The organism is Nocardiopsis alborubida, assembly GCF_012396365.1.
Taxonomy (GTDB): Bacteria; Actinomycetota; Actinomycetes; order Streptosporangiales; family Streptosporangiaceae; genus Nocardiopsis; species Nocardiopsis alborubida.
Genome location: NZ_JAAXPG010000052.1, coordinates 1 through 21,684 on the forward strand (window position 1 = coordinate 1; position 21,684 = coordinate 21,684).

Here is a 21,684-nt window from a genome sequence, read left to right on the forward strand (position 1 = left end):
GCCGCACCCCCGAGGCCGGGGGGCGCGGCGCCGGGGAACAGGACGGATCCGCGCTGGCGGTGCACGCGTGGCGGAGTTTCGAGGACCTCCTCGAAGGCGCGGGGCTGGCCGTTCTGTCCGGGCGCCGTCTTCGAGGAGGCCCTCGGCGTGCAGGGTCCACTCGTCGGCCCGGTCGGCGGGCCGCGCGTGCACACGGACGGTACGCCGACCGGAGTCGTCGGGGCCGGACACCGTGACCTGCAAGCGGGTGTCGGCGCCCGGGCGCAGGACCAGGGGCGCGAGCAGGGTCAGCTCGGACACGGCCGACAGGCCCACGTGCTCGGCGGCGTGCAGGACCAGGTCCAGACAGGCGGCGCCGGGCAGGACGACCGTGTCGCCCACGGCGTGGTCGGCGAGCCAGGGTGCCGTGGCCAGGGACAGCTGGCCGGTGAACAGGTGGCCGCCCCCGTCGGGCAGGTCCACGGCGGCGCCGAGCAACGGGTGCCCGGCCGGGTCGACGCCGGAGCCGAGCACGTCCGAGGCCCCGCCGGGGGCCAGCCAGTAGCGGTCGCGCTGGAAGGCGTAGGTGGGCAGGTCCACTGTCCGGGGTGCGTGGGGGGCGTGGGCGCGGGTCCAGTCCACGGTCACGCCGCTCACGTGGGCGCGGGCCAGGGAGGCGAGGAAGTGCCCGTAGCCGCCCTCACCCCTGCGCAGGGTGTGCAGGACCGCGGTCGCCTCCTCCCCCAGGTCGTCCAGGGTCTGCTGGATGCCGTAGGTGGTCACCGGGTGGCTGCTGACCTCCACAAACGCGGTGAACCCGGCGTCGTGCAGCGCGCGGACGGCCGGTTCGAACAGCACGGTCCGGCGCAGGTTGCGGTACCAGTACTCAGCGTCCAGGGCGGTGCCGTCGATCCGTTCGCCGGTGACGGTGGAGTAGAGCGGTGTGCGGGTGGGACGGGGACGGATGCCCGAGAGCGCGGCGAGCAGGTCTTCGCGCAGCTCCTCCACGTGGAAGGTGTGCCCGGCGATGCCGTCGACGACGCGGTGCGTCCGGATGCCGTCGGCCTCGCACGAGTCGGCCAGCTCGGCGACGGCGTCCTTGTCCCCGGCCACGACCACGGTGCCGGGTCCGTTGACGACGGCCACCGTGACCCTGCCCTCCCAGGGCTCGGTACGCTTGGCGGCCTCGTCGGGCGACAGCGCCAGGCTGGCCATGGAGCCCCGGCCGACCAGTGAGGTGAACAGGCGGCTGCGGGTGATGACCACGTGCGCGGCGTCCTCCAGGCTGAGGGCCCCGGCCACGTGGGCGGCGGCGATCTCCCCCTGGGAGTGGCCGACGACCGCCGAGGGGCGCAGGCCGTGGACGCGCCACAGGTCGGCGAGGGCGACCATCACCGCGAACAGCACCGGCTGGACCACGTCGATGCGGTCCAGACCGGGGGCCCCGGGCTCCCCGCGCAGCACCGAGGTCAGCGTCCAGTCCAGGCCGTGGGGCGCGAACGCCTTCTGGCACTGGTCGATGCGTTCGGCGAACTCGGGAACGGTGTCCATCAGGGACACGGCCATGCCGATCCACTGCGGCCCCTGCCCGGGGAAGACCATCACGGTCTTGGCCCGCTCGCGCACGTGCCCGAGCACGGCGGCGTCGGTGTCGCGCCCCTCGGCCAAGGCGCGCAGGGCGTCGCGGAAGCCGTCGGTGTCCGAGCCCAGGAGCACCGCGCGGTCGGGAAGATCGGCGCGGGCGGTGGCCAGGGTGTGCCCGACGTCGGCGGGCGACAGGCCGGGACCGGCCTCCAGGTGGTCGGCGAGCCGGGCCGCCTGGGCGGCGAGCGCGTCCGCGCCGCGCGCCGAGAGCGGCCAGGGCACGAGGTCGCTGGCGACGGGGAGCGCGTGGACGGAGGCGTCCTCGGGGGACGGCTCGGCCGCGGGTGCCTCCTCCAGCACGGCGTGGGCGTTGGTGCCGCTCATCCCGAAGGAGGACACCGCGGCCAGGCGGGGACGCTCCTGCCGACGCGGCCAGGGTCGGGCCCGCTCCAGGAGGGCGACGGTCCCGGCCGACCAGTTCACGCGGGGCGTGGGCTCGGTCAGGTGCAGGGTGCGCGGCAGTGTCTCGTTGCGCAGCGCCAACACCGTCTTGATGACGCCGGAGATCCCGGCGGCGGCGACCGTGTGGCCGATGTTGGACTTGAGCGAGCCTAGGTACACCGGATTGTCGGGGGTGTGCGCCCTGCCGTAGGTGGCGATGATCGCTTCGGCCTCGATGGGGTCGCCCAGGGGCGTTCCGGTGCCGTGGGCCTCGACGGCGTCGACCTGGTCGGCGGTGACCCCGGCGGCCTCCAGGGCCTGCTGGATGACCTTGCGCTGGGCGGAGCCGTTGGGCGCGGTGAGCCCGCTGCTGGCGCCGTCCTGGTTGACGGCCGCGCCGCGTACCAGGGCCAGGACCGGACGGCCGTGGCGGAGCGCGTCGGAGAGGCGCTCGACCATGAGCACGCCGCAGCCCTCGCTCCAGCCGGTGCCGTCGGCGCTGGCGTCGAAGGCCTTGCTGCGGCCGTCCGGGGAGAGCGCGCGCTGGCCGCTCAGACCCGCGAACACGGCGGGGTCGGTGACCACGCTGACCCCGCCGACCAGGGCGCGCTCGCACTCGCCGCGGCGCAGGGCCTCCACGGCGGCGTGCAGCGCGGTCAGGGAGGAGGAGCAAGCGGTGTCGTAGCTGACCGCCGGCCCCTCCAGGCCCAGGGTGTAGGAGACGCGGCCCGCGGTGACGCTGGCGGCTGTGCCGGTGACCAGGTGGCCCTCGCTGCCGTCGGTGGCGTCCACCGCACGCGGCCCGTAGGCGGCGGCGACCACCCCGGCGAACACGCCGGTGCGGGTGCCCCGCAGGGTGGTGGGGTCGGTCCCGGAGCGCTCGACGGCCTCCCAGACGCACTCCAGCAGCAGGCGCTGCTGGGGTTCCATGGTGCGGGCCTCCTTGGGAGAGATCCCGAAGAACCCGGCGTCGAACCCGGCCGGGTCGTCCAGGAAGGAGGCCGTGCGCGTGTAGCTGCGGCCCGGCTGGTCGGGGTCGTCGTCGAACAGCCCCGCCAGGTCCCACCCCCGGTCCTCGGGGAAGGCCGAGGCGGTGTCGCGCTCGGTGACCAGCAGGTCCCACAGCTGCTCGGGGGACTGGACGCCGCCGGGGTAACGGCAGGCCATCCCGGTGATCGCCACCGGCTCGGTCGCGGCCTCCACCAGGCGCCGGTGCTGCTCGCGCAGGCGTTCGTTCTCCTTGACGGAGGCGCGCAGCGCCTGAACCACCCGTTCGTCGGGGCGGCCGTCGGCTGGGTTGTGCATCGTGTGTCCTTCGCTTCCTCAGTCTCGGCCGTACGCCATGCGCACGAGGTCGTCGACGTCCATGGAGTCCACGTCCGCGTCCTCGGCTGCGCCGTCCTGCCCCGCCTCTCCCGTGTCCAGGGCGAGCAGGGCCTCCAAGAGCCCGGCTGAGCGCAGCCGGTCCACGGGGATCCGGGCGAGCGCGGCGCGGATCCGCCCGTCGTCCCCGGCCGCCTCGGAGGGGCCGGCGCCCTCGGGGGCGAGCTCCTCGCTCAGGTGGGCGGCCAGGACCCGGGGCTCGGGGTGGTCGAACACGGTGGTGGCCGACACCTCCAGGCCGGTCGCGGCGCTCAGGCGCGCGCCGAGGCGGACAGCGCCCAGGGAGTCCAGGCCCATCTCCAGGAAGCCCTGGTCGGAGGGGACGTCGCGTGGGGAGGCGTGGCCGAGCAGGGCGGCCGACTCCTGACGCACCAGGTCCAGCAGGGCCTCGGCGCGCTCGTCCTCGCCCAGGGCGGCGAGGTCTGCGCGCGCGACGGACGCAGGGCCGCCACCGGCGGCGGGCGCCCCAGCGCCGGTCTCGACCACGACGCGGCCCCCGACCGGCGAGTTCATCCAGTAGCGCTCGCGCTGGAAGGGGTAGGTGGGCAGCGCGGCCGCCGGACCGGGCGGGAGGTAGGCGGACCAGTCCACGTGCGCGCCCCGGGCGTGCAGGGCGGCCAGCCCCTCGGAGAACCCGTGGGACTCGTCGCGTTCCCCGCCGAGCAAGGCGGTGACCCGCGCACTCCGGTCCCCACCCAGGCAGGACTGCACCATAGTGCTGAGCACGCCGCCCGGCCCGACCTCCACGAACTCGGTGACCCCGGCCTTGTGCAGGTGGGCGACACCGTCGGCGAAGCGGACGGCCTCGCGCACGTGCCGTACCCAGTAGCCGTGCTCGCGGACCTCCTCCCCCGCGCGGGTCCCGGTCAAGTTGGACACCAGGGGAAGGACGGGTCTGCGGTAGGAGACCCGCTCGGCGGCCCGGGCGAAGGCGCCGAGTATGGGGTCCATGAGCGGGGAGTGGAAGGCGCGGGAGACCGTCAGCCGCTTGGTGCGGCGGCCCTGCCCGGCGAAGTGGTCGGCCAGGGCGGCCACGGCCGTCTCCTCCCCGGACAGCACGACGCTGTCGGGCGCGTTGACGGCCGCGACGGAGACCTGTCCGCCGGAGCGGGCGACCGCCTGGCGCGCCTCGCGCTCCTCGGCCTGGACCGCGACCATCGCGCCGCCCTCGGGCAGGTCCTGCATGAGCGCGCCACGGGCGGCGACCAGGGCGGCGGCGTCCTCCAGCGTGAACACGCCCGCCACGTGAGCGGCGGCCAGTTCGCCGATGGAGTGGCCGACGACGTGGTCGGGGACCACGCCCAGCGACTCCAACAGCCGCACCACGGCCACCTCGACCGCGAAGACCCCAGCCTGGGTGTAGAGGGTTTGGTCCAACAGCCCGGCCTCGGCGGTGCCCTCCCGCGCCCACATCACCGTGCGCAGCGGGCGCGGCAGGTGGCGGTCCAGGGCGTCGGCGGCCTTGTCCAGCGCGCGGGCGAAGGCGGGGTGGGCCCGGTACAGGTCACGGCCCATGCCCAGGCGCTGGGAGCCCTGGCCGGAGAAGACGAAGGCCACGGAGCCGCCCGTGTCCGCGCGCCCGCGCACGAGGTTGGCGGCGGGGCGCCCTGCGGCCAGGGCGTCCAGGGCGGCGGTGAGGCCGCCGGTGTCGGAGGCCAGGACGACGGCGCGGTCCTCCAGACGCGCGCGGGTGGTGGCCAGGGCGCGGGCCGCGGCCACCGGGGCCGCGGCCCCGGAGACGCCGGGGTCGCCTTCGGTGTCCCGGTCCGAGGCGGCGGCCGGCGCGGCGCCCAGGTGGGCCGACAGGCGCGCGGCCTGGGTCCGCAGGGCCTCCTCCCCGCGCGCGGAGACCACGAACGGCAGGATCCGCGGGTCCGGGACGGGTCCGCTCTCCCGCGCGGAGGCTCCGTCCTCGGCGGCGGCCTCGGCGGGCGGCGCCTCCAGGATGACGTGGGCGTTGGTCCCGCTGATCCCGAAGGAGGAGACCGCGATCCGGGCGGGCCGGTCCAGGTCGGGCAGCGGGTGCGCCCGGGTGGCCAGGCGGACCGCGTCGGCGTCCCAGTCCACGTGGGCGGATGGCTCGTCGGCGTGGAGGGTGGGCGGGACGGTCCCGTGCAGCAGGGACTGCACCGCCTTGACCACCCCGCTCACCCCGGCGGCGGCCTGGGTGTGGCCGATGTTGGACTTGAGCGAGCCCACCAGCAGCGGGCTCCGGCGCTCTCCCCCGTAGGCCTCGATGAGGGCCTGGGCCTCGATGGGGTCGCCCAGGGTGGTCCCGGTGCCGTGCGCCTCGACGGCGTCGACCCCGTCCGGGGAGATCCCGGCGTCGTGCAGGGCGGCCCGCACCACGCGCACCTGGGAGGGCCCGTTGGGCGCGGTGAGCCCGTTGGAGGCGCCGTCCTGGTTGATCGCGCTGCCCCGGACCAGGGCGAGCACGCGGTGCCCGTTGCGTCGGGCGTCGGAGAGGCGTTCCAGGACCAGCGCGCCCGCCCCCTCGGCGAACCCGGTGCCGTCGGCTCCCGCACCGAAGGCCCGGCAGCGGCCGTCTGCGGACAGCCCCTGCTTGCGGGTGAACTCGGCCAGCACGCCGGGGGTGCCCATGACGGTGGCGCCGCCCACCAGCGCCAGGGAGCACTCCCGCTCGCGCAGGGCGCGCACCGCCAGGTGCAGGGCAACCAGGGAGGAGGAGCAGGCGGTGTCGACCGTCAGGGCGGGGCCCGCCAGGCCCAGGGTGTACGCGATGCGGCCGGAGGCCACGCTGGGCATGGTCCCGGTGAGCAGGTGCCCCTCCTCCGGAGCGTCGGAGAGCCGGGGGCCGTACTCGGCGGCCATCAGCCCCACGTAGACGCCGGTGGGCGTCCCGGCCAGCGAGGAGGGGTCGATCCCGGCGCGTTCGAGGGCCTCCCAGCTCAGTTCGAGCAGCAGGCGCTGCTGGGGGTCCATGGCGGCGGCCTCCTTGGGGGAGATCCCGAAGAACGCGGCGTCGAAGTCGGCGACGCCCTCCAAGAAGCCGCCCTGGCCCATCGCGGACAGGGGCTCGGAACCGCCGAGCACGGCGTCCAGGTCCCAGCCTCGGTCCTCGGGGAAGGGCCCGATCGCGTCGGCGCTTCGCTCCAGCAGGTCCCACAGACCCTCGGGCGAGTCCACTCCTCCCGGCAGCCTGCACCCCATGCCCACGACGGCCACGGGGTCGCTCCTGCGGTCCAGTTCCTGGTTGCGGCCGCGCAGGCGCTCGTTCTCCTTGAGAGCGGAGCGCAGCGCCGCGACGAGCTTGGTGTTCTGAGCGCTATCGGTAGCCATCGGCCGTCTCCTGTTCACCGTCGGACGCGGCCCCCTCCCGGCCCAGGGCCAGGTGCAGAAGGTCCTCCACGTCCATGTCGTCGATGCTGCTGTCCTCGTCCCCGGGCTCCGCCGACAGCGGACCCCGGGCCGCGGGTTCGGAGCCCCCGGCTCCCCAGGCGTCCCCGGGCTCCTCCGGCCCGGCGGGGAAGAGCAGATCCTCCATGAGCCGGGCCAGGGCGCGCGGGGTGGGGTGGTCGAACACCGCGGTCGCGGGCAGGCGCAGGCCGGAGGCGGCACCCAGCCGGTTGCGCAGCTCGACCCCGGTCAGGGAGTCCAGGCCCAGCTCGCGGAAGGGGCGGTCGGCCGGGACCTGGCCCGCGTCCTGCCGGGACAGGACGAGCGCGGTGTGCTCGCGCACCTCGGTGAGCAGCAACCGTGCACGCTCGGCCGGGGCCAGCCCGGCCAGGCTCCGCCCCGACAGCGGCGGCTCCCCGCCGCCGTCCGCGCACGCGTCCCCCTCCCCGGCGGCCCCGGCGAGCTCGCGCAGGATTGGCAGGTCGGTCCCGTCCCCCAGGTTGAGCAGGGCGGGCACCAGGGCCTCGGCCCCCAGGTAGAGAGCAGCGTCCATCTTGGCCAGGGCGCGGTCGACGGGCATCGGGAGCAGCCCGGCGCGGCCCAGGGCGCCCAGGTCACCGCCGTCCAGGTGGGCGGTCATCCCGCTGGCCTCGCCCCACAGGCCCCAGGCCAGAGACAGGGCGGGCAGCCCGCGCTCGCGGCGCAGGCTGGCCAGCACGTCCAGGAAGACGTTGGCCGCCGCGTAGTTGGCCTGCCCCGGGCTGCCCAGGGTTCCCGTCACCGAGGAGAACAGAACGAAGGCGCCCAGGTCCAGGTCGGCGGTTAGCTCGTGCAGGTTCCAGGCGGCGTCCACCTTGGGCCGCAGCACCGTCTCCAGCCGTTGGGCGTCCAGGGACAGCACGGTGGCGTCGTCGAGCACGCCCGCGGTGTGGACGACGGCGCGCAGCGGCCGATCCCCGGGCAGGGAGTCGAGCAGGCGGGCCAGCGCGTCGCGATCCGCGGCGTCGCAGGCGTGCACCTCCACCTGCGCGCCCAGCCGCCGCAGCTCGTCGGTGCGTCCGTCCTGGCCCCGCGCGGCGGCGCCGCTGCGACTGATCAGGGTCAGGTGGCGCACCCCGTAACCGGTGACCAGGTGCCGGGCCACCTGGTGGCCCAGGGTCCCGGTGCCCCCGGTGACCAGGACGGTGCCGTCCTGAGGGAAGGGCGTCGGGACGGTCAGGACTCCGGCCCCGTCGGGGTCGGCTGGCGCGAGGTGCGCATAGCGCAGGTCGTGGACGTCCACCGGGAGGGGGCGGAGGACATCGGAGGCGAACAGCTCCATGACGCGGGCGAGCATCTGCCCGACCCGCTCGGTGTCCACGTCCGCCAGCCGGAAGGCCTCGTAGCCGCGCCCGGGGTGGTCGGCGACCGGGGGCTCGGCTCCGTCGCGGGGGCCTGTCCCGGTCATCTCCACGAACCGGCCGCCCACTCCCCCGCCGTCGGAGGGCGTGGCGAGCAGACCCATCAGGGCGTCGACGCCGTCCCCGGTGCGCGTGTCCAGGACCACGTCCACACCCCTGCCGCCGTTGACCTCGCGCAGGGCGGCGGTGAAGCCGGGGTCGCGGGTGGAGGCCAGGCAATCCTCGGGCAGCCCCAGGCCGGTCAGCAGCGGCCACTGGCGCGGGTCGGCGGTGGCGAGGACGCGGGCGCCCATGTGGCGGGCGAGCTGCACCGCGACCGGTCCGGCGCCGCGGGCCGCGTCGTGCACCAGGACGCTCTCCCCGGGTCGCACGGCCGCCAGGTCGACCAGGGCGTGGTAGGCCGTCAGCGCGGGGAACGGGACGGCGGCGGCCTCCTCCAGGCCCCACCCGCGCGGGATCCGGGCGAGCAGGCGCCGTTCGGCGACGGCCGTCGTGGCGAAGGCGTCGTCGAACAGGCCGGTGACGCGGTCGCCGGGGGCCAGATCGTCCACCTCCGGACCCGTCTCCAGGACCACGCCCGCGCCCTGGGCACCAGTGCGCCGGGGGGACGTGTCCCCGTCGGGGGCCACACCGGCGGCGCGGACCGCGATCCGCACCTGGTGCCCTTCCAGCGGCGCCGCGGCGGCGGGCGCCGCCGACAGCGCGGGACCGTCCGGGCCGCCGACCTCCAGCCGCCAGGCCGGGCCGGGCGGTACGGGGACATCGTCTGCGTGCGCCGGGACCAGGCGCGGCACCAGGACCCGCCCCGAGCGCAGGGCCAGCTGGGGCTCGCCCAGCGCCGCGGCCGCAGGCAGGACGCGGTGGGAGTCCTCGGACCCGTCGGAGTCCACCAGCACGAACCGGTCGGGGTGCTCGCGCTGGACCGAGCGCAGCAGGCCCCACACCGGCGAGGCCGCCGGGCCACCCAGCCGGTCCTCGGGCGAGGTGGACACCGAGCGCCAGGTCACCAGGGCCAGGCGGGCGTGCGCGAACCGGTTCTCGGACAGCCACGTGCGCACGGTGTCCAGGACCGCGTGCAGCCCCTCGTACACCGCGGAGGGGACGGGGTCGTGGTCGGCGTAGACCGCGCGCGGGGGCAGCTCGGCGTAGACGGTGTCGGGGACGGGTTCGTCCGGGGCCAGGTCTTCCAGGGCGGCCAGTCCGACGGGCACCCGCGCCGCCGGTTCCGGCGCCGGGACCGGGTCCCAGCGCACCCTGTAGAGCCCGGGCTCCTCGTCGGGGGCCGGGGGCAGGTCCTCGGTGTCGATCGGGCGCAGCGCCAGCTCATCCACGCCGACCGCCAGGCTTCCCTGTTCGTCGAAGGCGGTGAGGCGGTGGCGGTCGCCGCCCAGCGGTTCCAGGACCACCCGCAGCTCGGCGGGCGGCGGGCCGACGCGCTCGGGGACGCGCACTCCGCTCCACGCGAACGGGACCAGGGGCGGGCCGTCCTGTCCTTCGCCGAAGAGCAGCGCGGTGTGCAGGGCCGCGTCCAGCAGCGCCGGGTGGGGGCCGCGGAAGGTTCCCGAGCGGTGTCCCTCGGGCAGGGCGACCGTGGCCAGCAGCGTGTCGTCCCGTCCCCGCCACACCGATCGCAGCCCGCGGAAGACGGGCCCGTAGGCGTAGCCGCGCCGCGCCAGCCGCGCGTAGTCCGCGTCGCGCTCGAACGGCGCCGGGGCCGCCTCCGGCGGCGGCCAGGCCCGCGCGGACGCGGCCTCCCCGCCGGTGTCGGGTTCCAGCGCGCCCGAGGCGTGCCGCGTCCACTCCCCCGCGTCGGGACCGCGCGAGTGCACGCTCACCGCGCGGCGCCCGCGCCCGTCGGGCGCGGCGACGGTCACCTGCACGGAGGTCTCTCCGCCCCGGGACAGCACCAGGGGCCGCTCCAGGGTCAGGTCGGCCACGGCGGCGGCGCCGGTGTGCGCCCCGGCGTACAGGGCCAGCTCGGCCAGCGCCGTCCCGGGCAGGACGACCCGGCCCAGGAGCCGGTGGTCGCGCGTCCAGGGGTGGGCGGCCTCACCGATCCGGCCGCCGAACACGGTGCTGCCGTCGACCAGCTCCAGGCCCGGTCCGTCGAGCAGCCGCGGGGCCGCGGCGGGGGCCACCTCCGGAGCGGGGGGCTCCGCCCAGTGCCTGCGGCGCTGGAAGGGCAGGTCCACCATGCTGACCGGGGCGCCCTCGTCGACGACCCCCTCCAGCACCAGGTGGGCGTTGGTGCCGCTGATGCCGAAGGAGGACACGGCAGCACGCCGGGGGCGGCCGGTGTCGGGCCAGGGCTCGCTGTCGTGGAGCAGGCGCACCCCGGCGTCCTCCCAGTTCACCTGCGTGGTGGGGACGTCGACGTGCAGGGTCCGGGGCAGCCGTCCATGGCGCAGGGCCTGCACGGTCTTGATCACCCCGGCGACCCCGGCCGCGGCCTGGGCGTGCCCGATGTTGGACTTGAGCGAGCCCAGGCGCAGCGGCTCCCCATCCCGGTCCCGGCCGTACACCGCGATGAGCGCCTTGGCCTCGATGGGGTCGCCCAGGCGCGTGCCGGTTCCGTGCGCCTCCACCGCGTCCACCTCGCCCGGTTCCAGTCCGGCGTCGGCCAGGGCGCTGTGGATGAGCCGCTGCTGGGCCTGCGGGTTGGGCGCGGTGAGCCCATTGCTGGCGCCGTCGGAGTTGACCGCGCCGCCCCGGATCAGGGCCAGGACCGGGCGCCCGGCCCGGCGGGCCCGGGAGACGCGCTCCAGCAGCAGGACTCCGGCACCCTCGGCCCAGGCGGTGCCGTCGGCGCCGTCCCCGAAGGCCCGGCAGCGGCCGTCGGCGGACAGCCCCCGCTGGGCGGCGAACTCCAGGAGCATGCCGGGCGTGGCCATGACGGTCGCTCCCCCGGCCAGTGCCATGGCGCACTCGCCCCGACGGATGGCCTCGACGGCCTGGTGGACGGCGACCAGGGAGGAGGAGCAGGCGGTGTCGATGGTCATGGCCGGGCCGTTGAGCCCCAGCACGTAGGCGATGCGGCCCGAGGCCACGCTCAGGGTGGACCCGGTGAGCCGGTAACCGCCGTCTTTGCCGCGCACGGGGTCGGCCAGGCGCGGGCCGTAGTCGCTGGGCATGGCCCCCACGAAGACGCCCACGCTCTCCGCGCGCAGGGCCTCGTCGGACAGTCCGGCGCGCCGGACCGCCTCCCAGGAGGTCTCCAGCAGCAGCCGCTGCTGGGGGTCCATGGCGTCGGCCTCGCGCGGGGAGATCCCGAAGAAGTCGGCGTCGAAGAGGTCGGCGTCGTACAGGAAGCCGCCCCGGCGGGCGTAGGTGCGCCCGGGGACTCCCGGCTCGGGGTCGTAGAGCGCGTCCAGGTCCCAGAACCGGTTGTCGGGCAGCTCGCCCGTGGCGTCCACGCCGTCCTCGACCAGGCGCCACAGCTGCTCGGGCGAGGAGACGCCGCCCGGCAGGCGGCAGGCCATCGCGGTGATGGCGATGGGGTCGTCCTCGTCGGGGAGCCGGGCCGGGACCGGGACCGGGACCGGGGCCGGGACCGGGGCCGGGACCGGGGCCGGTGTGGGGGCGGACTGCTGAGTTGAGGCGTGCGGGGAAGCGGTCCTGGAGCGCTCCTGTGTGACGACCTCGTCGTGACCCAGCTCCGAGACCAGACGGGTGGCCACACCCGCCGGAGTGGGCACCTCGAACAGGACGGTGCCCTCCAGGTGGACCCCTGTCGCCTTTCTCAGCTGATCACGCAGTTCGAGCATCATGATGGAGTCGAAGCCGAGGTCGCGCAGGGCCCGGTTCTCGTCGCCGGAGCCCAACGCCGCCCGGTCCAGAACACGCGCGGTGCGCTCGTACACCAGCTCCCGCACCGACGACGTGCGCTCATCGGCCTCGGGCGCCTCGGCCTCCTCCTCCGGTGCCACGGGCCCGGTCGCGATCGCGCGGGGAACAGCCAGGGCGTCGGGCCAATGACGCTGGCGCTGGAACTGGTAGACGGGCAGGTCGGTGCGGCGTGCGCCGGTGCCCTTGAACAACCTGGGCCAGTCGATGTCCACGCCGGTGGTGAAGGCTCGCGCCGCCGCCGTGAGCAGCTGGGCCTGGTCCCCCTCACCACGGCGCAGCGTCTTGAGGACGTGCCCCGACACGCCCGCCGCCTCCAGCGAGCGCCGGATCCCGTAGGAGAGCACCGGGTGCGGGCCGACCTCGATGAAGACGCGCCGCCCGTCCGCGATGAGCGCGTCGATCGCGGGGGCGAACAGGACGGGGTTGCGCAGTCCCGCGTACCAGTACCCGGCGTCCAGGGCGGGTCCGTCCCCGTCCAGGTGCCCGCCGGTGAGCGTGGAGTAGAAGGGGATCCGCGGAGTCCGCCAGCGCACCTCGCCCAGATCCCGGGCGATGGTGTCCCGGATGCGCTCCACGTGCGCCGAGTGCGAGGCGTAGTCCACGTCGACCAGCGCCCCGTGCACGCCCCGGTCCACACAGCGCTCCACGGCCTCACGCACCGCGCGCGGGCTGCCCGAGACCACCACGGCCTCGGGGCCGTTGACCGCGGCCACGTGCAGATCGGGGATGTCGGCCGCGAGTTCGGCGGCCTCCTCGGCCGTGACGCCCAGCGAGGCCATCCCGCCGCTGCCCGACAGCGCGGTCAGCGTCCGGCTGCGCAGTGCCACGACCCGGGCCGCCTCCTTCGGGGACAGCGCACCCGACACGCACGCCGCCGCCAGCTCGCCCTGCGAGTGCCCGACCACCGCTGAGGGACGCACCCCCAGCTCCTCCCACACGCCCGCCAGGGAGACCATGACCGCCCACAGCACCGGCTGCACCACGTCCACCCTGGAGCCCTCGCCCGTCAGCGGGGGAGCCTGGGGGGCGCCGCGCAGCACGGCCGAGACCGACCAGTCCGTGTGGGGCTCCAGTGCCCTCTCGCACTCGCGCAGGCGCCGGGCGAAGGCCTCGGCCAGCACCCCCTCCCCGTCGAGCAGGTCGCGGCCCATCCCCGCCCACTGACCGCCCTGCCCGGGGAAGACGAGGACGGGGCCGGGGCCGTCGTGGTCGGGCACGGTATCGGGACCGCCCTCCAGGCGGACCGACTCCAGTTCGCGATCGCTGTCGTCCCCGGGGGCCAGGACCACCGCGCGGTGCTCCATGACGTCGCGCGTGGTGGCCAGGGACAGGCCCACATCGTGCGCCCTGACGCCGGGCCGGGAGGAGACGTAGGCGTGCAGTGCGGAGGCCTGGGCACGCAGGGCCTCAGGCGAGCGGGCGGTGAGCACCCAGGGCACCGGGTCCAGGACGCGCTTGGTCACCGGGTCGGAACCGGTCCGCTCGGGCACGGGGCCCGGCCCCAGGACCAGGTGGCAGTTGGTGCCGCCCATACCGAAGGAGGACACCCCCGCCAGGGGGGTGTGGGTCGGCCAGGGCTCGCGCCGGGTCTGCACCGACAGCCCGAGGCCGTCCAGGTCGATGTCGGGGTGGGGTTCGGCGAAGTTCAGGGTGGGCGGGATCTGCTGGTGATCGAGGCTGAGCACCGCCTTGACCAGGCCGACGATGCCCGCCGCGCCCTCCAGGTGTCCGACGTTGGTCTTGGCCGAGCCCACCCGCAGCGGTTCCTCGGCGCCCCGACCGAAGACGCCGCCCAGGGCCGCCGCCTCCACCGGGTCGCCCGCCGGGGTCCCGGTGCCGTGCAGCTCCACGTAGGCGACCTGGCCGGGGTCCTTGCCCGCGTCGGCGTAGGCCGCGCGGACCACCGCCTCCTGGCCGTCCACGGTGGGACGGGTGAGGAACTCGCCCGCCCCGGAGTTGTTGACCGCGCCGCCGTGGATGACGGCGTGGACGCGGTCGCCGTCGGCCAGGGCCCGGCCGAGGGGTTTGAGCACGACCACGGCGCCGCCCTCGCCGCGCACGTAGCCGTTGGCCCGGGAGTCGAAGGTGTGGCATCGCGCGTCCGGGGAGAGCCCGCCGAACCTGGCGACGCTCTCGGTGCTCTCGGGGACCAGGATGAGGTTGACCCCGCCCGCCAGCGCGACGTCGGAGTCGCCCCGGCGCAGGCTCTCCACCGCCAGGTGCACGCCCACCAGCGAGGAGGACTGCCCCGCGTCGACGGTCAGGCTGGGCCCGACCAGGCCCAGGGCGTGGGAGACCCGGTTGGCGATCATGCTCCGGTGGGTGCCCGCGAGCGTGTGGTGGGTTATCGCCCCGGCCCCGCCGCGGTCGTACAGGAGCGCGTAGTCGGAACCGATGGCCCCGGTGAACACGCCCACCCTCGCGCCCCGCAGCGTGCCGGGCGCCGTCCGGGAGTTCTCGACCGCCTCCCAGCTCAGTTCGAGCATCAGGCGCTGCTGGGGGTCCATGGCCAGTGCCTCGCGCGGGGAGATCCCGAAGAAGGCGGCGTCGAAGCCCTCGGCGTTGTCGAGGTAGCCGCCCCAGGAGCTCCCCCTGGCGGCGGGTGGCTCGCCCAGCCGGGCGGGCGGCGCGGTGATGGCCTCGCGTCCCTCGCACAGCAGCCGCCAGAAGGCGTCGGGTGTGCGCGCGCCCGGGAGCCGGCAGGAGAGCCCGACGACTGCGATGGGCTCCCAGGGACCTGGGGCGGGGGCTCCGTCTGATCTGCCGCTCACGATCGCTGCCTTTCACTCTCGCCTGACCCGCTTGTCCGCGGGGGCCCTGCTGTCCGTAACCCGGGGTCGAACAGCGGCCAGCGCCCATGCATGTGCACGCGACACGTATTTCCGACCGACGTCAGGGCGGTGTCGATGTGACGGTGATCCCTGTTGTGGCTAGTCAACAAGGGAGAGGGAAATGAGTTGCCCCACAACCGGCCAATGGTGACTAACAGGCATCAACCTGAGGGAGCGTAACGGTTGTTCACAACCGCTGACAACGGGCTTCGCATTTTCGGACACTCGGTTCAGTACTCACCGATTGGAATTAATACATACGCAACATGACCTTGAACACAAACGGCCCGGCGCCCCACAGGGCACCGGGCCGCGGGCCATGGGCCGCGCACGGACTCAGTCCCCGTGCCTGGCCTTGACCTCCTCGACGTAACGGAGCGCGGCGTCCGGATCGAACAGCCAGTTCTTGAACTCGGAGGGGTTGTCCCACGACTGGACCCACCGATCGCCGATCTCGCGGTACTGCGCCGCGGCGCCCATCACCGCGCCGACGTGGGGAGGAAGGTCCTGGTCCCACAGCGTGGAGACGAACTCCGCCCACCTCTGGTTGTCCTGACCGAATTCCCAGAACCGGTCGAACGCCGCGACCAGGAAGTCGTCGTCGAAGGGCTGGTCGCCCCGTTCGATGATGGCCTCCAGGTAGGCCTGGGCACAGCGGGTGGAGTTGTTCCAGGTCTCCCCCGTGTAGGGGTCCATCGTCACGACCACGTCGGCCATGCCCAGGACGCTGCCCCCACCGGGAAGTTTGCCCACGGGGTTGCGGACCTGCGGGGTGAGCTCCTCGACCAGGGTGCTGTTCCTGCCGTCGATCAGGCTGGCGTCCTTGATCCGCTCGAAGGCATGGGGCGCGTGCTTGCGCAGCAGGTCCTTCATCCGACGGAGCTGTTCCTCGGGCCTCGGCCGGTCCGGCCAGGCGTCCATCGGACCGCCCTTGCGGTCCACGAGCAGCAGGTTGTGGCAGGGCCCGTCCTGGCCGAGCATCGGCATGAGCATGAGGTTGCCCGCGGTCTGGGCGGTGGCCGCCCAGCTGATGTTCTCGTCCCCCTCGGGGTCGGGCCAAACGTCGTAGATGTGCGCCTGGGCCAGGGACCTCGGCCTGGCCCCGCTGAAGCGGCTGGTGTCGTTGTCGAAGAGCTGCCCCAGCTCACCGTGGCCGACGGCCACGATGATGAGCTCGAACATACGGGAGAAGTAGTCCAGATCGGTGACGGTGACGCCGTGGATCACCACTTTGCCGCCCCGGTCCTCGAAGAACTCCAGCCAGTCGGCCATCTTTACGCGGCGATCGACCGAGACCGAGTAGCCGTTGCCCGGGTGCGAGCTGCCCTGGAGGGCGCTCGCCTTTCCGTCCGCCGTGTAGATGAAAAGCTTCTGTTCCCGGATCTGCGGGGCCAGCGCGCTCCAGAAGTCGAGATCGAACTCGCGCTCCTGCTCCAGGGCGGTGGGAAAGGTGAACTGGGCGACCGAGCAGCGGCCCGTACGGATCTCCATCGAGGACTGCCCCGTGATCACCGTGACGTCGTATCCATGGGTCAGTAGCCCATGGGCCAGGTGCAGGCCGGCATGACCCGCGCCGACGATAAGGATCTTGCGCATTGTCGCTAACTTTCCTGGGGAATCTGCGGGGCGGTGGGGAGGGCTGGGTCTCCCCGTCCGTCAGGCGACGGGCTCGCTGGCGCGGTTGTGCTCCAAGGCGTACCTGAGCAGCGTCTTGAGCACCTCACCCCCGGACAGCCGGTTCCGTGCGTCGAAGTCGATGATCGGTACCTCAGGACTGACCTCCAGTGCCTCGCGGACCTGTTCGGAGGTGTAGTCGAGGTGGCCCTCGAACTTGTTCAGCGCCACGATGTAGGGGATGCGTTTGTTCGTCTCGAAGTAGTCGACCGCGTCGAAGGAGTCCGCGAGCCTCCGGCAGTCGACCACCACGACGGCGCCCACGGCGCCCCGGACCAGATCGTCCCACATGAACCAGAAACGCGCCTGGCCCGGTGTGCCGAACATGTACATGACCAGTTCGTCGTCGATGGTGATGCGACCGAAGTCCATCGCGACGGTGGTGGTCGTCTTGTCGGGTGTGATCGAGGTGTCGTCGTGACCGATGCTGGCCTCGGTCATGATCGCCTCGGTCGTGACAGGGGGAATCTCCGACACCGAGCGCACCAAGGTCGTCTTGCCGGCGCCGAAGCCCCCGGCGATGACGATCTTGCTCGACATCTTCTTGCGATTCGACCTCTTGTCACTGGAAAAGTCGTTCGAGACCACGAAGAGCCCTCTCCAGAACCTGGTTTTCCGATGGACTGCTGCCGGTGATGGTCGGGTGGATGTACACCAGGTCCTGTTCGGCCAGGTCACTGACCAGGACCTGGGTGACGCCCAGGGGGATGTTCAACTCGGCCGACACCTCGGCCAGCGACCGGGTCTCCCGGCACAGCTTGTAGATATTGATCGACTCCGGCATGAGGGTGCCAGGAGGCTCCTGCCCGGGCTCGGACGTCGAGACCAGGGTCTGCACCATCAGCGGATGCCGCGACCGTGTCCGCCCACCCGTGAAGGTGAACGGACGGACACGGTTACTCCTTCGCCTGCGGAAGCTCATAGCCGAGGCAACCTCTCCTCCCGAACGGGCACCGTCGTCAGTTCTGGATGACCTCGCGCAGCTGCGAGCGCAGCTGCGGCGTGAGCACGTGGGCGACGTTCTCCACGAGCTTGGTCATCTGGAAGCCGACGATCTTGAGCTCGGTGCCCGGGGCGGTGAGCACCGCCATGCAGGAGCCGTCGCTGATCGCCATGATGAACAGGTGGCCGTGGTTGAAGCGGACCAGCAGCTGTTCGCACTCGCCCCTCTGGAAGAGGTTGGCCCCGCCGACCGCGAGGCTGTGCAGGCCGCTGGCGATGGCCGCCAGCTGCTCGGCGTGCTCCTCGGGGAAGTCGCTGGAGTGCGTCAGGACCAAGCCGTCCGAGGAGACCACGACGGCGTGCTCGACACCGCGCACGTCGCGGACGAACCGGTCGATGAGCCAGGAGAAGTTCTCAACACTGTCGTTCACGGATTCAGTCATCGCTGTGCCTTACCTGCCTGGGCCGAGGGTCGTGTTCGCTGCTTGGGTTTCTGCGTGGGCACACCGGGAGGGGCGCCCTGGACGGGGTCGGGAGCCGTCACTTCTGGTCGTTCCCGGGCTCGTCGCCGCCCTCGCGGGCCTCGCGCTCGCCGTCGAAGAAGTCCCCGAGCTCGTCGCGGATCTGCTCCGCCCTGGCCTCGCCGGTCAGCCTGGGCGGGGTGTCCTCCCTGGTCTGCGGGGTGTCCGGTTTCTGGCCGGGGCGGGACATCATCCGCAGGGGCGACCCGTGCGGGGTGGCGCTGCGGCGGGGGAGTCCGGCGGAGGTCACCGCCGAACCGTTCGCCGCGGGGGGCTTGCCCGAGCCGCTGGCGGGGGGCCGGGTGGAGGCCGGGGCGGGCATGACGGGCTTGGCGGGCGGGGCGCTCGACGGAACGGTCGACGTGCGGGCCTGTCCGGGGGTTCGTGGCGTGGCCACGCGCAGCAGCTCCTTGGGGATGATCGCGTAGGCACTCACCCCCCGGAAGGAGCGGGGTTCGAGCCTGGCTTCCAGCCCGTGCTTCTTGGCGATCCGGCTGGCGACGTACAGACCCATGTGGCGGGGCACGTCGGAGTCCAGGACGGGTTCGCCCGCGAGGCGGCCGTTGAGTTCGGCGAGCTGGCCCTCGGGGATGCCCACACCCTCGTCCTCGACGACGATCATGAGGCGCCCGTCGGTCAGCTCCTGCGCGCTGATGACGACCTGGGAGTGCTCGGGCGAGTTGGCGGTGGCGTTGTCCAGCAGTTCGGCGAGCAGGTGGCTGATGTCGTCGGCCGCCATACCGGTGATGGAGGTCTGCGGGATCTTGCCCATCCGGACGCGGGGGTAGTCCTTGATCTCGGAGGTGGCGGCGCGGGCCACGTCGAGCAGGGGGACGATCTCGTCGTGGGCGTCGGACTCGCCGCCGTCATGTCCGGTGAGCACCAAGAAGTTTTCCCCGTTGCGCCGCATACGGGTCGCGAAGTTGTCGATCTGGAAGAGCTTGTCGAGCAGGTCGGGGTCCTGGGCGTCGGTCTCCAGTTCCTCGACCATCTCCAACAGGGCGTCCACGAGCGACAGGTCGCGCATGGCCAGACCCGCCAGGGCCTCGTTGAGAAGGCTGCCGCGACCGTCGGACGGCGCGGAGGAGGCCGGGCCGGCGGGGGCGATCGCGTCCATGAGGGCGGCCCTGCGCTCGGTGAGCGTCTCGGCGGGCGCCTCGGGGGCGGCGGCCTCGGCGGGCTCGGCCGGCTCGGCGGGGGCTTCCCGTTCCTGTTCCCGCTCCGGCTGCTCCTTGCCCGCGTCCGTGTCGGATCCCGCACGGGTCAGGGCCCGGTCCTCGCGCTCGGTGGGTTCGGTCCGGGTCTCGGTGTGCTCGGCGAGTAGCGTGCTGGCCGACTCGGCGCTGATCACCTGCGGCTGCTGCCCGGCGGCGAGCACGATGATGTGCTGGACCGGCTGGCCGTAGGGGTTGTACTGCCCCGGATAGAACATCGGCTGACCGTGCATGACGTAGCCGGGGGGCTGGAAGGGCGCCGGGTAGGCGCTCTGGTAGGTGACCAGCGGCTGGGGCGGGTACTGCGCCGGGTAGTGCGCGGGCTGCGGGGGATAGGGGTGCTGGCCCTGCGGTTGGGGCGCGTAGCCGCCGTGCTGCGGGGGCGCGTAGCCGCCGTGCGGCTGGGGTGCGGCGGGGTAGTGCGCCGGAGCGGCCTGCGGGTGGGGCGGATAGGCGTGGTGGGGCTCCTGCCCGGCGGGGTGGTAGGGCGTGCCGTACTGCGGGCCGGGGGCCGCCTGGTAGGGGGCGGGGGCCGCGTAGGGGTCGTGGCCGGCCGGGCCGGGGTTCGGCTGCTGGGCGTACCCGTGCTGGCCCTGTACCTGCGGGGGCGCGGGCCGCTCCCCCGGCACCTGGTAGGGCTGGGGCGCGGGTCCGGCCCATCCCTGGGGAGCCTGCTGGTGGCCCTCGGCGGCCGGAGGCGCGGCGGCCTGCGGCGGCTCACTCTGGCTGTGGTTGTCGGGAGCCTGGGGCGCGGAGGCCTGCGGCTGTTCCGGCTGGCTGTGACTGTCGACGGCCCGCGGCGGTTCCTGTCGCCGGGAGTCCGGCTGCTCGGGTCGGGAGGAGCGGCCCTGCTCCTCGGGGTTCCGCGTCTGGCCGTGCGGCGCCTCGGCCCACTGCTGCCCCGCCTGCTCGGGCCGCGGGGCCGGCTGCGGCGTGGTGTCCGCGGGGGCCGCCTGCGTCTGCGCCGCGGGGGCCTGGGGCCGCTCCGAGCGCTCTGTCGATGAGGAGGTGTCAGTCATGGTGTCCGTGGTGGCGGTGATGGGTGGGGTACGCGGCTCGGGCTCGTCCAGGCCCACGCCGCGCCACTGGTTGACCGGGGTGGCCCCGGTGTCCACGTCGTCGACGTTCACCCGCCGGGTGGTGTAGGGGTTGGGGACGCTGGTCCTGGAGGAGGGCCGGTACCCGTTCTCGGCGGAGCCGGAGAAGGGGCCGGTCGCGGGGGGCGCGGCGTCGCCGCGCTCCGTCGCGCCCGACTCGGGAGCGGATCCGGCCGTGGGCTGGACGCCTTCCCTGCCCGACGTGCGGCCGGAGTTCTGCGAGTGCGGATGCACGGGATGATGCACGGGATTTCCTTGCTGGGTCTCCGGTGAGGGGGGTTCCTGGGCTCTGACCATACGGGAGATGGCCCGTCGGAACCGTCCCTCCCGCCTGGCTCCTTGCCCGTCCTCCGCTGACGTCATCGGCCCGCCCCCGCGCGGGTGCGGAGCGGGGCTGTCTCGCGGCGACGGCGCCTCTGCCACAATCTCATCTCCTCGCGTCGGTGGGGGCGGATCAGCGGCGGCGCCGCTCCACCGCCCTGCCCGGGGAGGTGGCCGCCCGGGGGTCCCGCGCGGGGTCCCCGTGGCAGCCGGGTGCCCCGTGCGCCGGAAGAAGGCCTCGGTCGGGGCACCCCCGCGTGAACGGGGACCAGACGGGTGCGACACCCCATCCGGAGACAAGTATCCATGCCCCGCACAATTCCTGTACTTCCACCGAGAACCGTCGTTCGGTTCGCCAGACTAACAAAGGTCGACAGCCTTGGCAGACGAATCGTGGAAGGATCACAAAAGCACGCGGGACAACGTCTCTGACGTGCGCAAACACCGCTCTGAAGGTGCTGTGACCCCAGATGTTTTTGTGAGATTTATGGACCCGTGTCTGTTTCCGGACAGGTGTCAGCAACCGGGCCGCCGCACCAGCGGACCCCCGGCCCGAAACGACGCGCACCCGCCTTGAACAGCACGGACGCGCGGCCCTGCGGCCGGTCGCCGGGCGGGAACGCGCCGCCCGTCGCGCCGGCGGGGGTCCCCCTCACACGGGGTCCGCGTCCGCCGGCGGTCTCGGGACACCGCGCCGGCGCGGGGCGCGGGGACGCGGCGCACGGGGCGGCCCGGGGGCGCGGGTCCGCGGGGAGCTGGGGTCATGGCTCTCCTGTCGATTCCTCTTCCCCCGTTCCGCGCCGTTCCCGGAATTGCTCCGGAAACGGCTCGGGACGAGGAGTGCGACGCTTCGCGGGCCGTCCGGGCCGACGAGGACACGGGACACGACCGAGGAACGCGGAGCGCCGGAAAGTTCTCCGCGCCTTCGGAGAGGATGCCGGGGCGGCCCTTCCGAAGGCGTTGGCGCCGGAAACGGGCGGTGTTCGGACACCGTCCTCCCGACGTACAGGAGACTACCTTCCCCCACCACGAATGCACATCAAGGGTCAGCATTCCGACAAAAAAGAGAGAGTGCGCACAGCGGGGGCGGGGGC

At 73.9% G+C, this 21,684-nt stretch carries 8 protein-coding genes; all 8 read right to left on the bottom strand.

The features are described 5' to 3' along the window. The coding region (locus tag HGB44_RS30860; RefSeq protein WP_168444223.1) for a type I polyketide synthase at positions 1-3,309 on the bottom strand (3,309 nt) is incomplete at its 3' end. A gap of 18 nt (positions 3,310-3,327) precedes the next feature. Then, positions 3,328-6,687 (bottom strand): type I polyketide synthase, encoded by a 3,360-nt coding sequence (locus HGB44_RS30865; protein ID WP_061081680.1) that lies wholly within the window; start codon positions 6,685-6,687, stop codon positions 3,328-3,330. Continuing rightward, positions 6,674-14,761: a type I polyketide synthase gene (locus HGB44_RS30870; RefSeq protein ID WP_061081681.1), complete on the bottom strand. Its 8,088-nt coding sequence runs from the start codon at positions 14,759-14,761 to the stop codon at positions 6,674-6,676. The genes HGB44_RS30865 and HGB44_RS30870 overlap by 14 nt, the downstream gene beginning before the upstream one ends. A 396-nt stretch (positions 14,762-15,157) precedes the next feature. Further along, complete coding sequence (locus HGB44_RS30875; RefSeq protein ID WP_061081682.1) at positions 15,158-16,417, bottom strand: styrene monooxygenase/indole monooxygenase family protein; 1,260 nt, start codon at positions 16,415-16,417, stop codon at positions 15,158-15,160. Between the two features lie 60 nt (positions 16,418-16,477). Next, on the bottom strand, positions 16,478-17,035 hold the full coding sequence (locus HGB44_RS30880; protein WP_017565342.1) for a GTP-binding protein: 558 nt from the start codon (positions 17,033-17,035) through the stop codon (positions 16,478-16,480). A gap of 22 nt (positions 17,036-17,057) precedes the next feature. Continuing rightward, positions 17,058-17,417, bottom strand: a complete 360-nt coding sequence (locus tag HGB44_RS30885; RefSeq protein WP_082768466.1) for a DUF742 domain-containing protein — start codon at positions 17,415-17,417, stop codon at positions 17,058-17,060. Positions 17,418-17,454: 37 nt separating this feature from the next. Beyond that, positions 17,455-17,880 carry a roadblock/LC7 domain-containing protein gene (locus HGB44_RS30890; protein ID WP_013151544.1) on the bottom strand — a complete coding sequence of 142 codons (426 nt, stop codon included), beginning with the start codon at positions 17,878-17,880 and terminating at the stop codon, positions 17,455-17,457. A gap of 97 nt (positions 17,881-17,977) precedes the next feature. Next, entirely contained in the window at positions 17,978-20,515 is a 2,538-nt protein-coding gene (locus HGB44_RS30895; protein WP_082768467.1) for an ATP-binding protein, read from the bottom strand. Between the last annotated feature and the right edge of the window lie 1,169 nt (positions 20,516-21,684).